General features: G+C 51.5%; 11 protein-coding genes. 3 read left to right on the forward strand and 8 right to left on the reverse strand.

All coding sequences use genetic code 11. The annotated features are described in order from the left end of the window. Positions 1–194: 194 nt before the first annotated feature. Positions 195–6,020: a dockerin type I domain-containing protein gene (locus tag JKK62_RS06015; protein ID WP_207752141.1), complete on the reverse strand. Its 5,826-nt coding sequence runs from the start codon at positions 6,018–6,020 to the stop codon at positions 195–197. 1,405 nt (positions 6,021–7,425) lie between these two features. Between JKK62_RS06015 and JKK62_RS06020 the strand changes: the two genes are divergently transcribed. After that, complete coding sequence (locus tag JKK62_RS06020) at positions 7,426–8,826, forward strand: spore germination protein (protein WP_186833031.1); 1,401 nt, start codon at positions 7,426–7,428, stop codon at positions 8,824–8,826. A gap of 3 nt (positions 8,827–8,829) precedes the next feature. On the opposite strand, the gene JKK62_RS06025 is transcribed toward JKK62_RS06020, so the two are convergent. Both JKK62_RS06025 and JKK62_RS06030 read right to left on the reverse strand, forming a co-directional pair. Next, positions 8,830–9,339 carry a spore maturation protein gene (locus tag JKK62_RS06025; RefSeq protein WP_186832796.1) on the reverse strand — a complete coding sequence of 170 codons (510 nt, stop codon included), beginning with the start codon at positions 9,337–9,339 and terminating at the stop codon, positions 8,830–8,832. Then, positions 9,276–9,905 carry a nucleoside recognition domain-containing protein gene (locus JKK62_RS06030; RefSeq protein ID WP_186832795.1) on the reverse strand — a complete coding sequence of 210 codons (630 nt, stop codon included), beginning with the start codon at positions 9,903–9,905 and terminating at the stop codon, positions 9,276–9,278. The genes JKK62_RS06025 and JKK62_RS06030 overlap by 64 nt, the downstream gene beginning before the upstream one ends. A 151-nt stretch (positions 9,906–10,056) precedes the next feature. Here JKK62_RS06030 and JKK62_RS06035 point away from each other — a divergent pair, with 151 nt between their 5' ends. After that, a complete protein-coding gene (locus JKK62_RS06035) occupies positions 10,057–10,305 on the forward strand; it encodes an AbrB/MazE/SpoVT family DNA-binding domain-containing protein (RefSeq protein WP_186832794.1) in 249 nt (82 codons plus the stop codon). Between the two features lie 53 nt (positions 10,306–10,358). Further along, positions 10,359–10,844, forward strand: coding sequence for a deoxycytidylate deaminase (locus JKK62_RS06040; RefSeq protein ID WP_186832793.1), 486 nt, complete (start codon positions 10,359–10,361; stop codon positions 10,842–10,844). Positions 10,845–10,904: 60 nt separating this feature from the next. On the opposite strand, the gene JKK62_RS06045 is transcribed toward JKK62_RS06040, so the two are convergent. From JKK62_RS06045 to JKK62_RS06065, 5 genes are all read right to left on the reverse strand, one after another. Then, the gene (locus JKK62_RS06045; protein WP_186832792.1) at positions 10,905–12,095 is read right to left on the reverse strand and encodes a glycosyltransferase; all 1,191 of its coding nucleotides are present in this window, start codon (positions 12,093–12,095) and stop codon (positions 10,905–10,907) included. Positions 12,096–12,296: 201 nt separating this feature from the next. Next, positions 12,297–13,517, reverse strand: coding sequence for a lysylphosphatidylglycerol synthase transmembrane domain-containing protein (locus tag JKK62_RS06050; protein ID WP_186832791.1), 1,221 nt, complete (start codon positions 13,515–13,517; stop codon positions 12,297–12,299). Positions 13,518–14,374: 857 nt separating this feature from the next. Then, complete coding sequence (locus JKK62_RS06055; protein WP_186832790.1) at positions 14,375–15,475, reverse strand: LPXTG cell wall anchor domain-containing protein; 1,101 nt, start codon at positions 15,473–15,475, stop codon at positions 14,375–14,377. Positions 15,476–15,727: 252 nt separating this feature from the next. Continuing rightward, positions 15,728–16,072: a hypothetical protein gene (locus JKK62_RS06060; protein WP_186832789.1), complete on the reverse strand. Its 345-nt coding sequence runs from the start codon at positions 16,070–16,072 to the stop codon at positions 15,728–15,730. A 63-nt stretch (positions 16,073–16,135) separates the two neighbouring features. Continuing rightward, on the reverse strand, positions 16,136–17,455 hold the full coding sequence (locus JKK62_RS06065; protein WP_186832788.1) for a cohesin domain-containing protein: 1,320 nt from the start codon (positions 17,453–17,455) through the stop codon (positions 16,136–16,138). Positions 17,456–17,539: the final 84 nt, after the last annotated feature.

The raw sequence follows: 17,539 nt of genomic DNA on the forward strand, positions 1-17,539 counted from the left end.
AAATTTATGCAACTTCGGAAAATTTTTTAAAAAAAGATTCAGTTTCGTATAAAAGCGCTCCCCGTCACAATCGGAGGGCTCGGCATTTGCAGGTCGGTGATCGAACTCGTTTCCCTATAACGCGCGCGAAAAAAAACAGAGGATGGAAACGGGTTCCATCCTCTGAAATGTATTAAGCCATTATTCTGTTTTGTTTATCTTTTGACATATTCGTTGATCGGATAATCAACAGGTGTTGTAGCTAAGAAGCGCTGGAGAAGTGTTGCATCCATGATAGTCACTTCGCCGTCACCGTCAATATCCGCGGCACCCTTATCGATCGAGGCGCCCGGTATATTCGCCAGTGCACGCTGCATCTTTGTTGCGTCAATGATCGTAACTTCACCGTCGCCGTCAGCGTCGCCGAGGAGGACAAAGCTGTTCAGTGCAGCCTCGTCATCGACCAGCTTCTGCAGTGTGTCTGCGGGGAAGATAGCCTTCTGATCGTCGGTCAGGGCGTCATAAGCCGCTCTTGCCGCTTCGATCGCAGCCTTATCCGTATAGCTCACGGCTGTCGAGGAGGGAAGGTCACCGATTGCCATCGCTACCTGATAGACAGCGGCGATGTCGTCAGCGATCTTTTGGAACGCAGCTTCAACGTCGGTCAGCTTTTGCAGCGTATCGGAGTCGATCAGTTCCTTCTGTGCGTCGCTCAATGCGTCGTAAGCCGCTCTCGCGTTGATGATATCGGTTTCGTCATTGACGGTAACGTCAGCGGCTGCGGGCAGCGCGTCGATCATAGCGGTTACCTCTGCTGCCGCGATCGCATCCTCGGCACGGAACAGCTTGTCGAGGGCGATGAATGTGACATATTCCGCCTGCTCGGGAGTCAGCGCATCGAGAGCCGCCCTTGCGGCTTCTACGTCAGCCTTGTCGGCAAGAGTGATAGTGTCGGGCAGGGCGAAGATCAATGCTTCAACTGCCTTTGCCGGCTCGCGTACGGCGATGCTCTGCTCGGCGTCTGTCAGCTTCTGTAAGGCAACAGGATCAACAAGCGCCTTCTGTGCGTCTGTGAGGGCGTCATAAGCCTGTCTCGCGGCTTCTACGTCCGCCTTGTCATCGTAGATGATGACATCGGGCAGGGCGTTGATCTGATTCTCAACAGTCTTTGCCGCCTCGAGGTCCGCAATCGCATCCTCGGCGTCGGTCAGCACTGAGTAGGTGTCCGCGTCGATCATTGCCTTCTGCGCGTCGGTCAAAGCGTCATATGCCTGTCTTGCCGCTGTGACAGCGTCCTTATCCGCAAGGGTAACATTCTCCTTATCAGGCAGCGCCTGGATCATAGAGTATACAGCTGCCGCTCCTTCGATTTCCGCGAGGGCTGCCTCAGCGTCGGTCAGTTTCGTATATGTATCAGCATCGATCATTTCCTTCTGCGCGTCGGTCAAAGCGTCATACGCCTGTCTTGCCGAAGTGATGTCATTCTTATCCGTAAGGGCAACATCATCTTTATCGGGCAGAGAGGTGATCTGCTCAGTGACAGCTGCCACTGCCTCGAGGTTGGCGAGTGCCGCCTCAACGTCGGTCAGCTTCTGCAGCAGAGCGGGATCGACGAACGCCTTATCAGCGTCGCTCAGAGCATCGTAATCCGCTCTTGCGGCTTCTACAGCAGCCTTATCATTCAAGGTAACGTCCTCTGCCTCGGGCAGAACGTTGATCTGTCCGTTCACGAGCATAGCGGCGTCGGTCATTGTGCAGACGACATAGATGCAGTTGTAGAACCAGTCCTCACCGCCGTCGCCGTCGGGACGGAAGTAGACGGTGTAGTAGCCGCCGGTGGTGAACTCGCCGTTCTCTCCGTAGTTGTTGCCCATGCCTTCGGGGTACCATACCTTGTCCTTGCCCGGCTCGGCATAAACGACCTTGAACATATCGCCCATGTTGATCGAGAAGTCTTCAAACATATACTCGGTGGACTCGGTGTTGTTGTTGTTCGGGGTGAGCATATAGGCGTCGTTGATCTTCCAATCGGTCATGGTGCCGATGATGTAGTAGCCTGCCGCGTACTTCGGAGTGCTATTGAATTCCGCCACGTAGGTCGCGTCGCCGGAGACCGGGGGCAGTGCGTCGGGGTTGTAGACGCCGTTTTCGTCCGACCAACCCATAAACTCATAGGTGAAGTCGTCATCCTCGGGCTTTACGGGAGTCTCGCCGCTGTACGAGGGGATGTCGCCTACCGCTAAGTTGGTATCGATCTTAAGGATCTCATCGCCGTTCATCCATGTGACGGAGTAGATGCGTCCGGTTGAGAAGGTCAAATCATATGTGTTGCCGTCTTCACAGGTGAAGATACCGCTGACTGTCAAGGTGTTGTTCTCGATCGTAACGGTGCAGGAACCGTCTGTGAAATGGTACGGTGTTAACGCTTCTCCGACAAAGATCTCACATGCAGAGGGATCCAGATCCGCCCAAGTGTAGGTTCCCGCCGCCTGAGCAGAATTAAGAGCACCCAGCAGGAAGTTGATGCCGTCGGTTTCGACGTAGATATCCCAATAACTGTCGGTGCTGCATCTATCCTCCCAGAGGATATTCGCGTTCTCGTCATTGAGGTTGTATACGATCGGCACAACCGGAGGCTCGGTGGGAGCTTCGGTCGGAGTCTCGGTGGGAGCTTCGGTCGCGGGCTCAGTCCATGTGATGGTCATCTTCGCGCCGGTCTTGGTCTCATAGTTAAACTCGGTCAGGTCGAGGTACATCTTGATGGTGGTGCCTGAGGGCAGACCTGTGATCTTGATGTTCTGAGGACCGTTGTAGATCGCGTCGGTCTCTACGCCGTTAGCGATAACACCGCCGTCAGCCAGACCGAAGTTATGGGTCCATGCGTCGTTGATCGCGAACTTGAATTCGGGATCAGAGGTGTCATAATCGCCGAGTGTGTACTCGATCTCGTATAAGCCTGCGCTGAGGATCGTCATATGGTTAGCAGAAGCAGCGGGATCCCATTCGATGTTGTTCAGCCAGTTGTCGCCGTCGGGAGTACCGTTACCTACCGCGGTGACAGACTCGACTGTCAGACCGTCATCATAGGTGACGATGTCGCCGTCTACCCATGTCTTGGAGCCGTCGCAGTATACGGTGAAGGTACCCGCGCCGGACAGATTGAAGGTGACGTTGTTGCCGGTCTCGTCGCCGATCCATGCAGAACCGTTCTTGACAGCCTTGAGCTGAACTTCCTTCTTCGCGCCGTCAACGGTATATTCCTTAGACCATACGTCGTTCGAGAAGGTCATGGTGTTGTTGGGATCGTTGCCGTTCCAGGAGGTACCGAAGATCGTAGTATCGTTACCGGCTACGATGTAGGTGTCCGCGGGCTCGGAGCCTTCGGCGTAATAAACAGTAGTCGTCATTACTCTGGTTTGACCGTTGGAAACCGAACTCACTATATATGCCTCTGTTGCGTTGATGCCTTCAAAGACATATACGCCGTCACTCAAAGTACCGACGATCGTCTCTCCGTTTACCTTCACAGCAGGGGGATCCAGTTGATCGTTGATTCCTGCTGAAACGACGAGCTTCGAGATGTTCTGACCGTTTAACGAACTGATTTTGATATTATCATTTGTGCTTCCAAATAAAGTCCAGCCGTTTTCGGAAGCAATCAATGGGCCGTCATTTGATGAAGTAGTTACAGAGAAATGATCGGTGCTAAACGGTTTTGCAGTGTATGACTCCAAATCTTCATTATATACTCTTGCGCTCTCTGCGGTCAGGTCGATGACCTCGGACTGCTCCGCGGGAGCGGGAGCCTCGGTAGGAGCCTCGGTAGGAGCCTCGGTCGGAGCCTCGGTGGGAGCTTCGGTCGCGGGAACTGTCCATGTGATGGTCATCTTCGCGCCGGTCTTGGTCTCATAGTTAAACTCGGTCAGGTCGAGGTACATCTTGATGGTTGTGCCTGAGGTCAGGCCTGTGATCTTGATGTTCTGAGGACCGTTGTAGATCGCGTCGGTCGTTACGCCGTTTACGATCACACCGCCGTCAGCCAGACCGAAGTTGTGTGTCCACGCGTCGTTGATCGCGAACTTGAATTCGGGATCAGAGGTGTCATAATCGCCGAGTGTGTACTCGATCTCGTATAAGCCTGCGCTGAGCATCGTCATATGGTTAGCAGAAGCAGCGGGATCCCATTCGATGTTGTTCAGCCAGTTGTCGCCGTCCGGAGTACCGTTACCTACCGCGGTGACAGACTCGACTGTCAGACCGTCATCATAGGTGACGATGTCGCCCTCTACCCATGTCTTGGCGCCGTCGCAGTATACGGTGAAGGTACCCGCGCCGGACAGATTGAAGGTGACGTTGTTGCCGGTCTCGTCGCCGATCCATGCAGAACCGTTCTTGACAGCCTTGAGCTGAACTTCCTTCTTCGCGCCGTCAACGGTATATTCCTTAGACCATACGTCGTTCGAGAAGGTCATGGTGTTGTTGGGATCGTTGCCGTTCCAGGAGGTACCGAAGATCGTAGTATCGTTACCGGCTACGATGTAGGTATCGGGCGCCTCGGTGGGCGCCTCTGTAGCCTTGGGTTCAGCCGTATAGACCGCGGTGTAGGTGACGTCGCCTGTCACGGGCGGCAGATCATCTACGCCGATCAGGTAGGTGGTCGTGCCGTCGTCCCATGCCGCGAAGGTGTAGGTGTTGTTCGCGTCGTCGGGTCTGGTGGGAGCTTCGCCGTCATAGCTCGGGAGGGCGTCCTTAGCGACGTTGGTATCTGTTTCGAGCTCTTCACCGTTCCAGTTTTTCCATGTTACGGTGTAAGAAGCCTCGGTCGGAGCCTCGGTGGGAGCGTAGTCGACTACAAGATTGCCGGTCAGCTCGCCTTTTCTGATAAAATATGTATACGCACTAGAAGTTGAATAATCGGTTAAACCTACAACAACATCTTTATCGGTATCCCAATCACTGACTTCACCGAGCGTCAGCGCGGCGTCACCCATTGTAACGGTAATACCCGACGCATTGAAGGCAGTACCCTTAGGTACCTCAAAACTAAACGCTACAGCATACTCATTATCATCAGGTTCACTTAAAATGGTATATGCAACGCCCTTTTCGGCATATACATCCCAGTTATCCTCTCCCACATCAAAGTACTGGGGCGTGACCCATACATCAAATGCGTCCACCAATGCGTCGGTGCAGGTCAGGGTGTAGGTGGGAGCGGCAGGAGCGGCAGGAGCGTTCGCGCCTGCGAGGGTGATGGTCTTTGCATCATGGTCTGCCGATTCAACGTAGAAAGCGTTTCCTGCTGCGCCGTCGACGAAGGGCATAAAACTATATCCCTCCATCCTATCATCGAAATACAAAATGCCATCTTCAGTACCGACCGTGAACATACCGTTCTCAGCGGTGAAATCCGCATCGTAAGCTGAAGTGCCATCCGGCCAGTCGGTGTACGTTCCGGCTTTCAGAGTAATTGTGTATTCAAAATTGTCATCAAAAAGACTTTCGATACCACTGACAATATAGTCGCCTGTATTGAGTTCCGAAGCAACGTGTTCGCCGCTGTCGTAGATCGTGCCTACTGCGGGAGCGGGAACATGACCGGCGAGGGTGACTGTGTAGTTCTCGTTAGAAAGGACATACCATTTGTCTGATGGATTACCTTCTGCATCGAGAGGATAATACGCTTGCTTATCACCACCATCAATCCTTACAATCAATAATGGACCGTACTCATCTCGTTCAATAACTATGTCGCCAATTTGATCTTCTTGGAACTCGATATCATCTGCATGAGTTTCAGGATCCAATCTCTCTCTGAAAGTACCGCCTTTAATGATAACGGAATAATCTATGCACATTAAACCTAGATAGTCGCCGGACGAAGCAGAGAGTGTGTCCCCTGCGACAAGATCTTCGAGCGACACGAATTCTTCGGTATAATCCGTCGCGCCAGCCGAGGCGATCGGGATGACTGTGAATAAACTGAGTACCATCAGGATCGATAATAAGATACTGACGGGCTTTTTGATTTTTTTCATCATTTTTTTGCTTTCCTCCTTTAGGAATTTTTTTAGTTTGATTTAACTGTTTTCTTTGGGTCTGTCCGCTGACCGTGTATTTCTCATTCATACCGGACATTGGCTCGGTCTGTCGTAGACATGAGCCAAGCAAAGGAAAACAAGAGTTAACATAATCGGTTGAGATTGCCGCCATAGCCTCCCTTTCCTAAGGTACCCCCGTTGGGGGATTGTCCGAAGGACAAGGGGAGATTCCCCTGTTAGGGGAAATGTCCGCAAAGCGGACAAAAGGGTCGGCTGTCTTCGCAGAAGAAGCCGTTTCCGGCGAGGAAGGTGGCACGAAGTGCCGGAGGGTTGGCGACTGTTCATACAGAAGTCGTCATCTGTACAGCAGTTTTTCAACCCTCAGTCACCGCCAACAAGTTGTCGGCGACAGCTCCCTTAGGAAAGGGAGCCTCTTTTTCTCTCCGCGACTCCTCCTCTCCCCAACACGCGGGGCGTGTCGGGGGCCCCGGTTAATGGAGCCTCGCAATGGCAATTATCATGATTGTTTCCGTTTGGGTCTGTCCGCTGACCGTGTATTTCTCATTCATACCGGACATTGGCTCGGTCTGTCGTAGACATGAGCCAAGCAAAGGAAAACAAGAGTTAACAAAAAATGCAACGACTTAAAGCCTTCCTTTGGGAAAGGAAGGTCCTCCGTAAGGAGGCGGATGAATTGTATCAAATTGTTCGAGCGAAGCGAGTTACTATACAATACAGTGTAGATCAAGCGTTGATAATAAATAGGTTTCTCCCTTCGGTCGTTCAAAAAATACAATTCCTCAGTCGCCAACGGGCGACAGCTCCCTTTCCCAAAGGGAGCCTTGGAAGCCGGTTGCTCATTTATTATATCATGCTTTTTCGACAAGCTGTGCCTTCCCCTCGGGGGAAGGCTTTTCCCTCACAATGACGATATGACAAAAAAACACAGGCGCAGAGATACCGCGTCTGTGTCAGTTCATCATGATCCTATTGAAAAAGGGCGCACGAAAATAAGCGAAGCTATTCGCTGATGAATAACCCGTCGCACCGCAGCAGGGTGCTATACAAGTACAGTCCATTCTCATCGCCGTGGTAAGCCCTTTCGTTACATTGTATAGATACAATTAACAATTCAACTATAATTATACACAAAAAGCATAAGGCATAATTGCATAATAGAAAAAAAGAGGTTCCATTTCGGAACCCCCCAAAAAATATCCTCACAATCATCGCGCTTATTGCCACAGCAGTCCCGCAATATTTTTGTCGCGCGCAAGTGGAACGTCAATGGCTTTTTGACGACTTTCGTATGTCACTGCATAAATTGATCCAACTCCGAAAAAACTAATGAAGATTCGATATGATAAAAAGCCCCCTTTGACTCTTCCCGAAAGGATCTGATCCTATCTTCACATCATCCTATGAAGCCAACCGCAAAAAGCTCTCCGACCTTCTTCGATGTGACGACTGCTTCGACATCATCGAGCGCAACATCGTCATCTCGGGCAAGAAAGCCGTCATCTTCTACATCAACGGACTGATCAAGGACGACATCATGGAAAAGCTGATGGAATTCTTTTACAATCACACCGAACCCCGATATCTCAGCTCCGCCGAAGAATTCTGCCGCCACTGTGTTCCCTATGTCGAGATCAGCGTTGTCGATCAGCCCGACGAGGTCGTCAAAAACGTGCTCAGCGGCATCCCCTGCCTGATCGCCGAGGGCTTCACCGCCGCCATCTCCTTTGATATGCGCACCTATCCTCAGCGCTCCACCTCGGAGCCCGAGGATGACAAGGTGCTGCGCGGCAGTAAGGACGGCTTTGTCGAGACGGTCATCTTCAACTCCGCGCTGATTCGCCGCCGCATCCGCTCCGCGAATTTCGTCACCAAGGCGATGACCGTGGGCAGCGAAAGCAAAAGCGACGTCATCATCTGCTATATGGACAACAAGGTCGACCACACGCTCCTGCACGATATCACCGACCGCATCAAGAATCTCGACATCGCCAATCTGAGCATGAATCAGCAGAGCTTGATCGAGGCGCTCTATCAAAAGAAGTGGCTCAATCCCTTTCCGAAGATCAAATATACCGAGCGCCCCGATGTCGCCGCGGCGGTCTGTCTCAAGGGCAACATTGTCATCCTCGTCGACAACTCCCCCTCCGCGTTATTGATCCCGACCTCGATCTTTGATGTTCTCGAAGAAGCCGACGACTACTATTTTCCGCCCATCACGGGCACCTATATCCGTATCACACGCTACCTGATCACCATCGCCTCAGTCCTGCTCACCCCGTTATGGCTGTTGTGCCTGCAAAATCCCGAGCTTGTTCCGCCGGTCTTTCAATTTGTTTTGCAGATCGAGCCGACCAGCCTGCCGATCTACTGGCAGCTCATCATCATGGAGCTGTGCATCGACGGACTGCGCCTCGCGGCGCTCCACACGCCGAGCTCCCTGACCTCCGCCATCGGTATCATCGGCGCGATCGCGTTCAGCCAGTTCGCGGTCAACGCGGGATGGTTCACCACCGCCTCTACCCTCTACGTCGCCTTTGTCACCATCGCCAATTACAGCCAGCCCAACTACGAGCTGGGCTTCTCGCTGAAATACGCGCGCTTCATCCTGCTCACCGCCACCTATATCGGCAACATCACGGGCTTCATCATCGGGATCATCATCCTGTTCTTCCTGCTCGCGAGCAACAAAACCATCAGCGGCAAAAGCTACCTCTATCCCCTCATCCCCTTCAAGCCCAAGGAATTAAAGAAAAAGCTCACCCGCACAAGAATGAAGCAAAATTAGGAACTACCCCATCAACCACCCCACAGTCACCACACTGATGACGATCGCGGTGAGATCCGCCAACAGCGCCGAAAAAAGCGTATGGCGGATTTTTTTGATGCCTGCCGCACCGTAGTACATGCTCACGGCGTAAAATGTCGTCTCTGTCGAACCCGCCACCACGCTTGCGCAACGTCCGACAAAGCTGTCGGGTTCGTTATTCTCATAGATCCCCGTCAACAGCGCTGTCGCGCCCGAGCCCGATACCGGCCGCAGTAAACCCATCGGCACCAGTTCGGCAGGAAACCCTACCTTCTCCGCGAGCGGTCGTATCAATCCCGCGAGATGATCCAGCGCGCCTGAGGCTCTCAGTGTTCCGACCGCCACGAGCAGTGCGATCATGGTCGGCGCGACAAACTTCACCGTCAAAAAGCCCTCTTTGGCGCCCTCGATGAAGCTGTCAAAAATATTCACGCGCTTGAATAATCCGTAGACGCACAGCGCCGTAATGATGATCGGGATGACCGCTTCCATGTAAGCCTCCTTATCAGACTTGATGACGCCAGCGCGGCAGTCAGCGCCGCCGCCGAGGTGATCCACACGCACAACAGCACATCGAAGGGTTGCGCCGAGCCATAGCTCTTTCTGAGTGCCGCTACCGTGGTCGGGATCAACTGCATCGACGCGGTGTTCATCAAAACGAATGTCACCATGCTGTCCGTCGCGGTATCATTCAGACTACGCTTTTTCAGCTCCCCCATCGCCTTGATCCCGAGCGGTGTAGCGGCATTGCCCAGCCCCAGCAAATTGGCGCTGATGTTCATTGAGATATAGCGGAATGCGTCCGAATCCACCGCAACGTCGGGATACAGCCGACTGAGCAGCGGCGCGAACAGCCGCGACAGCTTCTCGATCAGCCCGCAATCCTTTGCGATCCGCATGAACCCCGACCACATGATCAGCATCCCGCTGATGGAGATCAGCAGCTCGATCGCCGAGCCCGCCGCCTCGGAGATCCCGGTGCTCATCTGATCGATGTTGCCGCTGAACACCGCGTAGATAAACGAAATCGTGATCATCGCTCCGAAAACATAAGACATCCCTTTACCTCTCCTTATCCCATACATCAAAAATCGACCCTTGAATTTGTACAGGTTTTACAAAATTCAACAATCTTTCTATATACCTTGACATAATTACCTGCTTTTGGTAAACTTTTGTCAGAAACAGAAATCAAAAGGAAGTACCAAAATGAAACCAGCCGGATTTTTATGTAAAATCGATAAGCTGGGGCGCGTCGTCATCCCCAAACCCCTGCGCTCCAAGTATGATCTGCACACCGACGATACCATCGAGCTCTTCACCGAGCCGGATGCGATCGTCATCAAAAAGTACGCCATGAGCTGTACCTTCTGCGGCAACAGCGAGGATCTGACCGACTTCAAAAGCAAGCCGGTATGCGCCGATTGCCTGAGCAAGCTCAAGGAGCTCAACCCCTAATCATTATCAATTATACGAAACGCGTTATCACGATATACCATCAGGAGGTCAAAATGAAAAGAGAAGACTACATTTCTTGGGATGAATACTTTATGGGCGTTGCGGTATTGGCGGCAAAGCGCTCTAAAGACCCCAACACCCAGGTCGGCGCCTGTATCGTCAACAAAAGCAAGCGTATCCTCAGCACCGGCTACAACGGTTTTCCCTACGGATGCTCGGACGACACCTTCTCATGGGATCGTGAGGGTGAGGACACCAAGTATCAGTATGTCGTACACGCCGAGCTGAACGCCATCCTCAATGCTCACGGAAAGTCCCTCGAGGGCTCCCGTCTTTATGTCGACCTCTTCCCCTGCAACGAGTGCGCGAAGGCGATCATCCAAAGCGGCATCACCGAGGTGGTCTATCTCTATGACAAATATGCCGATGAGCCTGAGACGATCGCCTCCAAGAAGATGCTCAACGCGGCAGGCGTGCGCACCACTCAGCTCAACCTCCACCGCGACACCATCACCATCGACTTTAATCGCAATAAATAATACTCGTTTTGTGATCCCCGATAAACGAAAAAGGCGACGCTGTATGCGTCGCCTTTTGCTTTATGATTTATGTTTGAATCGATATTGCTCGATCACCTGTGCGTATTTGTCCATCACATCGGGAACGATCTCTTCCCACGTGGTCGCGATCTCTTTCCTCGCGCCCTCGCCGACCTTTTGGAGCAGGCCGGGCGTCGAGAAGATCCTTAGGATCTCGCGGAACATCGACACCTTGTTTTCGTCCGCCGTGAAGCCGGACACATCCTTGACGATCGCCTCGGATGCGGTGGAGCCGTCGGTAAACAGTGTCGGAACACCCAGTGAAGCCGCCTCGCGCACCACCAGTCCGGAGGTATCATACATCGACGGGAAGAAGAACAGATCGCTCAGCAGATACATGCCCGACAAAAGACTGCGGTCGTTGATCCTTCCGAGAAAGCGCACATAGCCCTCCGGAAAACGCAGGCTGTCGGCATACTCTTTGATCGCCTTTTCATCATAGCCGTCACCGATCATCAACAGCCGATAGTCGCTGTCTCTATCGCACAGCAATCTGAATGTATCCAATACCAGTTTTAAATTCTTATGCCATCTCTGCTGACCGACATAGAGCAGGATCTTCTTATCGGTCGGCACCATAAAGGTCTCAGCCGCCTTTTTGCGCAGTGCGTCGGGATCCTCCGGCATGGTATAGGTCGTACCGTTTTTCATGATCGTGATATCGCCGTGATAGCCGTATGACCGCAAAACGTCCGCCGCGCCGTCCGACACCGTCCACACGCTGTCGACGGTATTGTAGAAGCGCACGATCTTAGCCGTAACGATTTTCGCGAGCGTCTTGGAGCCGGTGATGTTGATCACATCGTCATAGTACTTGGAGTGGAACGTCGCGACACAGGGGATCCCCAGCTTTTTCGCGTAAGCAGAAGCAAAGGTGCCCTCCGTGAAGGGACTGTGAGCGTGAAAGATATCCAGATATCTGTTTTGCAGCAGCGTCTTGATCTTACTGTCGAGCTTCGGCGTAGGAAGGGCGTATTCCGTGATCGGCATCCTTAATGAGCCGGTACGAAACACCTCATAGCCCAGACTGCTGTCATCAAAAGATTGATAATAACGCGGACACACCACGCAGCTATAGCTTTTTCGATTCATCAGCTCAGCATAGTTATGTACCGCCAAAATGACGCCGTCGACAAGCGGATAATACGAGTCGACAAACTGTGCCGAGCGAATCTTTTCGGGATTGATCATGGTTTCTCCTATCGATAATGATCGGTCAAGATCGCAACTATCCATATCACAAGCGTCATTGTGAGGAGGGCGTCCCAGCCCGACGCAGCAATCTCAACCTTAATTAAAAATATCAGCGTATAACATGATTCCTCAAATCAGTCGTGTTATACACAAACACAGACGGAACAATACTAATAATCCGTCCGTGTCGTTCGTTGTTTATGATTCAGCTTCTTTATTCAGACGCGCGGCTTTTCTCTTGTCACGGATCTTCGTGACCGCGTTGACGCCGTAAACCAGAACGCCGATAATGATGAAGGAATAGTAGCACAGCAAGCGCCACAGCAGCATCGCCCAGAAGGTACCGGACTTGCCGAGTGAGCTGAACACGATGTAGAACAGACCCTCTGCCGCGCCGGAGTTACCGGGAGTCAGGATCAGCGAGATCGCCGCCTGGATGAAGACGCATAGGATCAGAGCCCTGAAAAATCCGATATCGCCGCCGAAGGTGCGCACCGCGAAGAACGGCATACTGCACATCGCAAACTGTAAGATCACAGACAAAAGCAATAGCTTGAACAGCATACCCTTGTTCTTGGTGATCGTCTTTAGGTTCTCACTGTAATTGTTGAGATAACGAACCGCCTTCATGATCGTGTGGTTCGGCTTCTTGACGATATGGAGCTTTGCGCCGATCCGCACAAAAAACGCGACGATACGCATTGCGATCTTCGGCGCGATTCCCGTGATAATGATCATCACAGGTACGATCGTATAGCCGATCGCGCCGCAGTAGGCGGTGATTTTGATACCGGGCGCCAACACGCCGTTCACAACGCCGTTGCCGAAAATGAAAGCAAAAACGCAGAGAATGACAAAACCGAACTGCATCGTAAAGAATCCGCTCAGCGGCATTGCGGACGCAGCGCCGTTACTGTAGCCGTTGGAATGGAGATAATAGATCTGGAACGGCTGACCGCCCGCGCCCGAGGGCGTGATACAGTCATAGTATTTTCCCAGCGCCGCGGTACAAAACGCGTGCCGGAAGCTCACCTTCTCACCGAGGTGACGCATCATGATCATGTACTTCGCGGTTTCACAACCGAGAAATACGAGCAGACAAAGGATGCCTCCGAGCAGATACATAATATTCGTAAAATCGAACTTGATCGGCTCAGGCGCCTTCTTCGAAAACTCACTCGCCGCGGTAAAATAAATGACCGCCGCGTTAAGCAGGACAAACAGTACGATACCGATACGCTTGACCCATTTATTTTTCTTCTTAGGTTCCTCGGGTACTTCGGGAGTATCAACGGAGTCTTGCTCCATGACTTCCTGATACAGCTTTTCGTTTTCCGCCTTTTTTTCAGCACGACGTTGCTCACGCTGCTGCTTTTTTTCGGTTTTGGATTGCTCTTTGTCAATCTTCTCAGTCGCCAACTGTATCATCCCTCCCTTCACAGAGATAACAGTATTATACTACAAAACATAAGCATTTGCAAGAAATAATTGTCGTATCGGATTTCAACATAGAAAACGGCTGTCATTGTCAGACGAGGACACGCGTGTCCAAATGCCGTACCTTACGGAGAAATTGATTCGCTCCGCGTTTGGTTGTCATATTATCCTACGTTTCGGTACGTCGCAAGCGTCGTACCCTACGATTAACGTACAACTCCTCAACCGACGCTATCTATTATCCGGCAATCTACCGCGGGTCGTCGAGGGCGTCGACCCCTACAAATCCCCTACAACATTCATTGTAGGGGAGGATCCTGACCCTCTCGTAACCTCTCCGATTAAAGCCTTTTAACCGCGTAGCATATCCCTGCTTCCGTAACGCCATGCTATGGTCATCGACCATCCGCATGACTGAAACGTTTTTCCCCTATCTTATGCTTTCGATAACGGAATCGCCCGTCATTCTCGGACGACCGGTGGTCGTCCCTACAGTGAAATCAATCTACTCCGCATAATATAAAACAATGATACAAAGGAAACGTTCCGGCGGGAGCATTCCTCGGCGGAGACGCCTTTCTCTAAGCGAGAACGGCAACCCTTTTGTCCGCTTCGCGGACATTTCCCCTATCAGGGGAATCTCCCACTGTCACTTCGTGACGTCTCCCCAACGGGGAGCACCCCTCCCCTACAATGGGCTTCATTTGCTCCGCGTTTGGGCTACATATATCTGAAATTTTTGCTACGTCGGACACGCTTATCCAATCCCGAAAAACAACAAAAGACCCCGCATAAAGCGGGGTCGATGTTATTGATTTATTCCTTAATCACAAGGGAGATCAGGTGCGCTCTTTCTTGCGAGCAAAGAAGATAACGCCTGCAGCTGCAACCATTACGCCGAGCATAATGAACAGAACAGTCTCGGTCTGACCGGTCTGGGTGTTGGAAGCGGAACCGCTCTTAGAGCCGGAACCGGAAGAACCGCTGGAACCCGAAGAACCGCTGGAGCCCGAAGAACCGCTGGAACCCGAAGAACCGGAAGAACCACTGGAACCCGAAGAACCGCTGTCGGAACCGCCGCTGGAACCACCACTGGAACCGCCGCTGGAACCGCCCGAGCCCTTATCCTTTGCATCTGCGCTGGACTCGTCAGACAGGCTGGACTTATCCTTGCTCCAAGAAGTAGAAGCACCGGATTCAGAAATCGCAGCCTCAACGTCAGACTTACCGAGGCCGAGAGCCTTTGCGGTATCGTCGATCAGAGTCTGCTCATCCTTACCGGAATACTGAAGAGCGTTGCTCAGAGTATCCTTCAGGAAGGAAACCATCATATCATACTTAGAGGTGAAAGAGGGGCATGTCTCACCGACAACGTTACCGATAGAAGTAACCTGGAGACGCGGACCGAGAGAGCTGCTCTTCCACTTCGCTTCTTTTGCAGTCTTGGTGGAGTCAACCGGATTCTCGATAGAATTACCGGTAGCATAACCGGTATCACCGATGCAGCTGGAATCCATCATCAGGTCATATGTCTGGTCGCCGGAAGTAGCGTCAGCAAAGATGATAGCATACTGCTTGCTGGAATCCATATTATAACCGGAAACATCCTTGGACCAGATATCGCCGCCTTCATCTTCACCATTGAGCTTCTTGGAACCCCAAGAAATCAGCTGCTCGCCGGTCTCAGGATCATAAATGAAGAACTGAACGGGACCTGCCCACTTAGTCTGGCTGTTATCATACTTAATAACATCTGCGCCGGTAGATGCGGTGTCGCTCTCAGCACCCTGAGATACAACGTCGCCGTTTGCGCCCTGCTCAGCAATTGCGTTGTCAGCGCTGTCAGCAGCGACCTCTACCTGAGCGGCAGAGAAGGAAACTGCGCATACGCTCATCAGCAGCATTGCGACAAGAGCCAGGCTCAAAATCTTTTTGAACATAATAATCTCCTCCGTAATCAAATTACTATTCTTTTGGAAGAGATAATGATACATACTCTTCCTTAGTATTATCTATTATAGCGCAAGAATCAAAAATTTTCAATATCTTATTAGAAAAACGACCTACAAAAGTGAACAAAAAACGATTTTGACTTTAATACATTTTTACTAAATTCTTTGATAAAGATATCCAATTCGGGAATTATTTACCACTCTGTCGAATCCTCACGAACAAGCCAAACGCCCGGCTGCTTATTTATGCCCTTGGTTCTTTTTCGCCAGCTTGACCGTGAGGATCATGATCGCGATGAAGCATATCGCGCTGATACTGACGATCCATACCGTTGCGACGCGCGTATTGATCCCATCCTCTTTGATCTCATCGGCGTCATATTCAGTAGGAGGCTGTACGTCAAGCAGCCTATCAACGATCGTCGAAGAGACCGCTTCACTGTCGCCCACTTTTGCCGTGATCGCGTTGCTGCGGGAGCTGACCCCAATCAAAGAGCTGTCGGTCACCGCTGCGGATGTATTGACCGCAAAGACAGCCAGCGCTGTCATCAGCACCGCCGCCAGCAAGATGAATACCCTCTTCATATTTTTCCTCCATAACAACCATAAAGAGGCCGGCTCATAGAGTCAGCCTCAAAATGATAGTGATTATTCGTTGTCAGATTCGGATGATTCATCGGCTAATTGTGTCTTTTCGTCCTCATCAGCCAATTGTGTTTTCTCATCATCCGCAGTAACCTCTGCTTCGGGAGCTTCTGTCTCTGGAGCGGGTTCTTCAGCCGTAACACCCTCTGCCGAATCAGTCGAATCGGAAACCGGCTGTGCGTCGGGTGCGGGAGTTGCCGCTTTATCTGCGGGCTTCTTCTTCATATAGAAGTATACCGCCGCGCCGCCACCGGCAAGAACGACCAGAGCGATGATAATCCACAGAACGGGAGATCCGCCCTTATTGTCGTTTCCTGTAGTAGCCATCTCAGGAGCCTGATCGGATGTCGCGGTCACATTACCGTCCGCGTCAGTTGCCAAAATGAAGTATCCCTCGGCTGTCGTTGCGGGAGGTGCTGCGGACGTCGTCTTAGAATCGGAGTTGTTGTTACCGTTGCCGGAGCCGTTTCCGCTGCCACCGGCATTTCCACTGCCACCGGCGCTTCCATTGCCACTGCCACTGCCGCCTCCGTTCGCATTCGCGTTTGCGCTTCCGTTGCTGCCTCCGCTCAAGGCGTTACCGCCGTTTGCCGAACCGTTATCGCCGATTGCACCATTGTTAGCATTATTTTTCTGATTTGCTTCGCGCTTTTCCTTTGCCAGATCAACAATTCCGGGCAAATTAGGATCAGCATGTTCGCTGTCTCCGTCAGGAGAAGGAATGACAAGACCGTTTTCGGTCGGCGCTTCGGAATTATATCCGGGTGCTTTGTCCTCTTCTACCAAATCTCCGTTGATATAAAGATCATAAGTGAACTTATAAACATCGAGTGTCATCTTGGGATCTTCGGTATCGAACGCCTTGTTGCCATACAGGAAACGAACACGATAGGTGATTTCTGTATTTTCTGCGTCATCCGTTGCCTTCAGGTTCAGCGTAATAAAATGACGCTTTGAGGAAAAGTCTACGCCCTTGAGGATCGACCAGACGCCTCTGACCTCTCCGTCCAGATCCGGATTAATGACAGCGATCCACTCCTCGGGATCGGTGTTATCATTATAGTCGGCTACCGAATCCAACTTTAATACGGAAGAGTCGTAATAAAATGAAAAATCTGTACCTACTACCGGCTCGGATGCATTTCTAAGACTGAATACATAGCTTACTTCGTCACCTTTTTTTACGTCAAAGACAGTTTCACCTTTTTCTACATCAGCCGCAGATGCGCTGACAACAGAAGCAGTGATCGTACCGAAAATCAGCATGCACACACAGAGCAGGGAGAGCCACTTCTTCATATCTATCATTCCTTTCAGGATCATACACTGATCCATGTAGTGATTGCAATCAGTGTATCGTATATTTTCGTTAACTATTATATAACAAGATCATATAGAATTCAATAA

It is taken from the genome of Ruminococcus difficilis, from assembly GCF_016680995.1.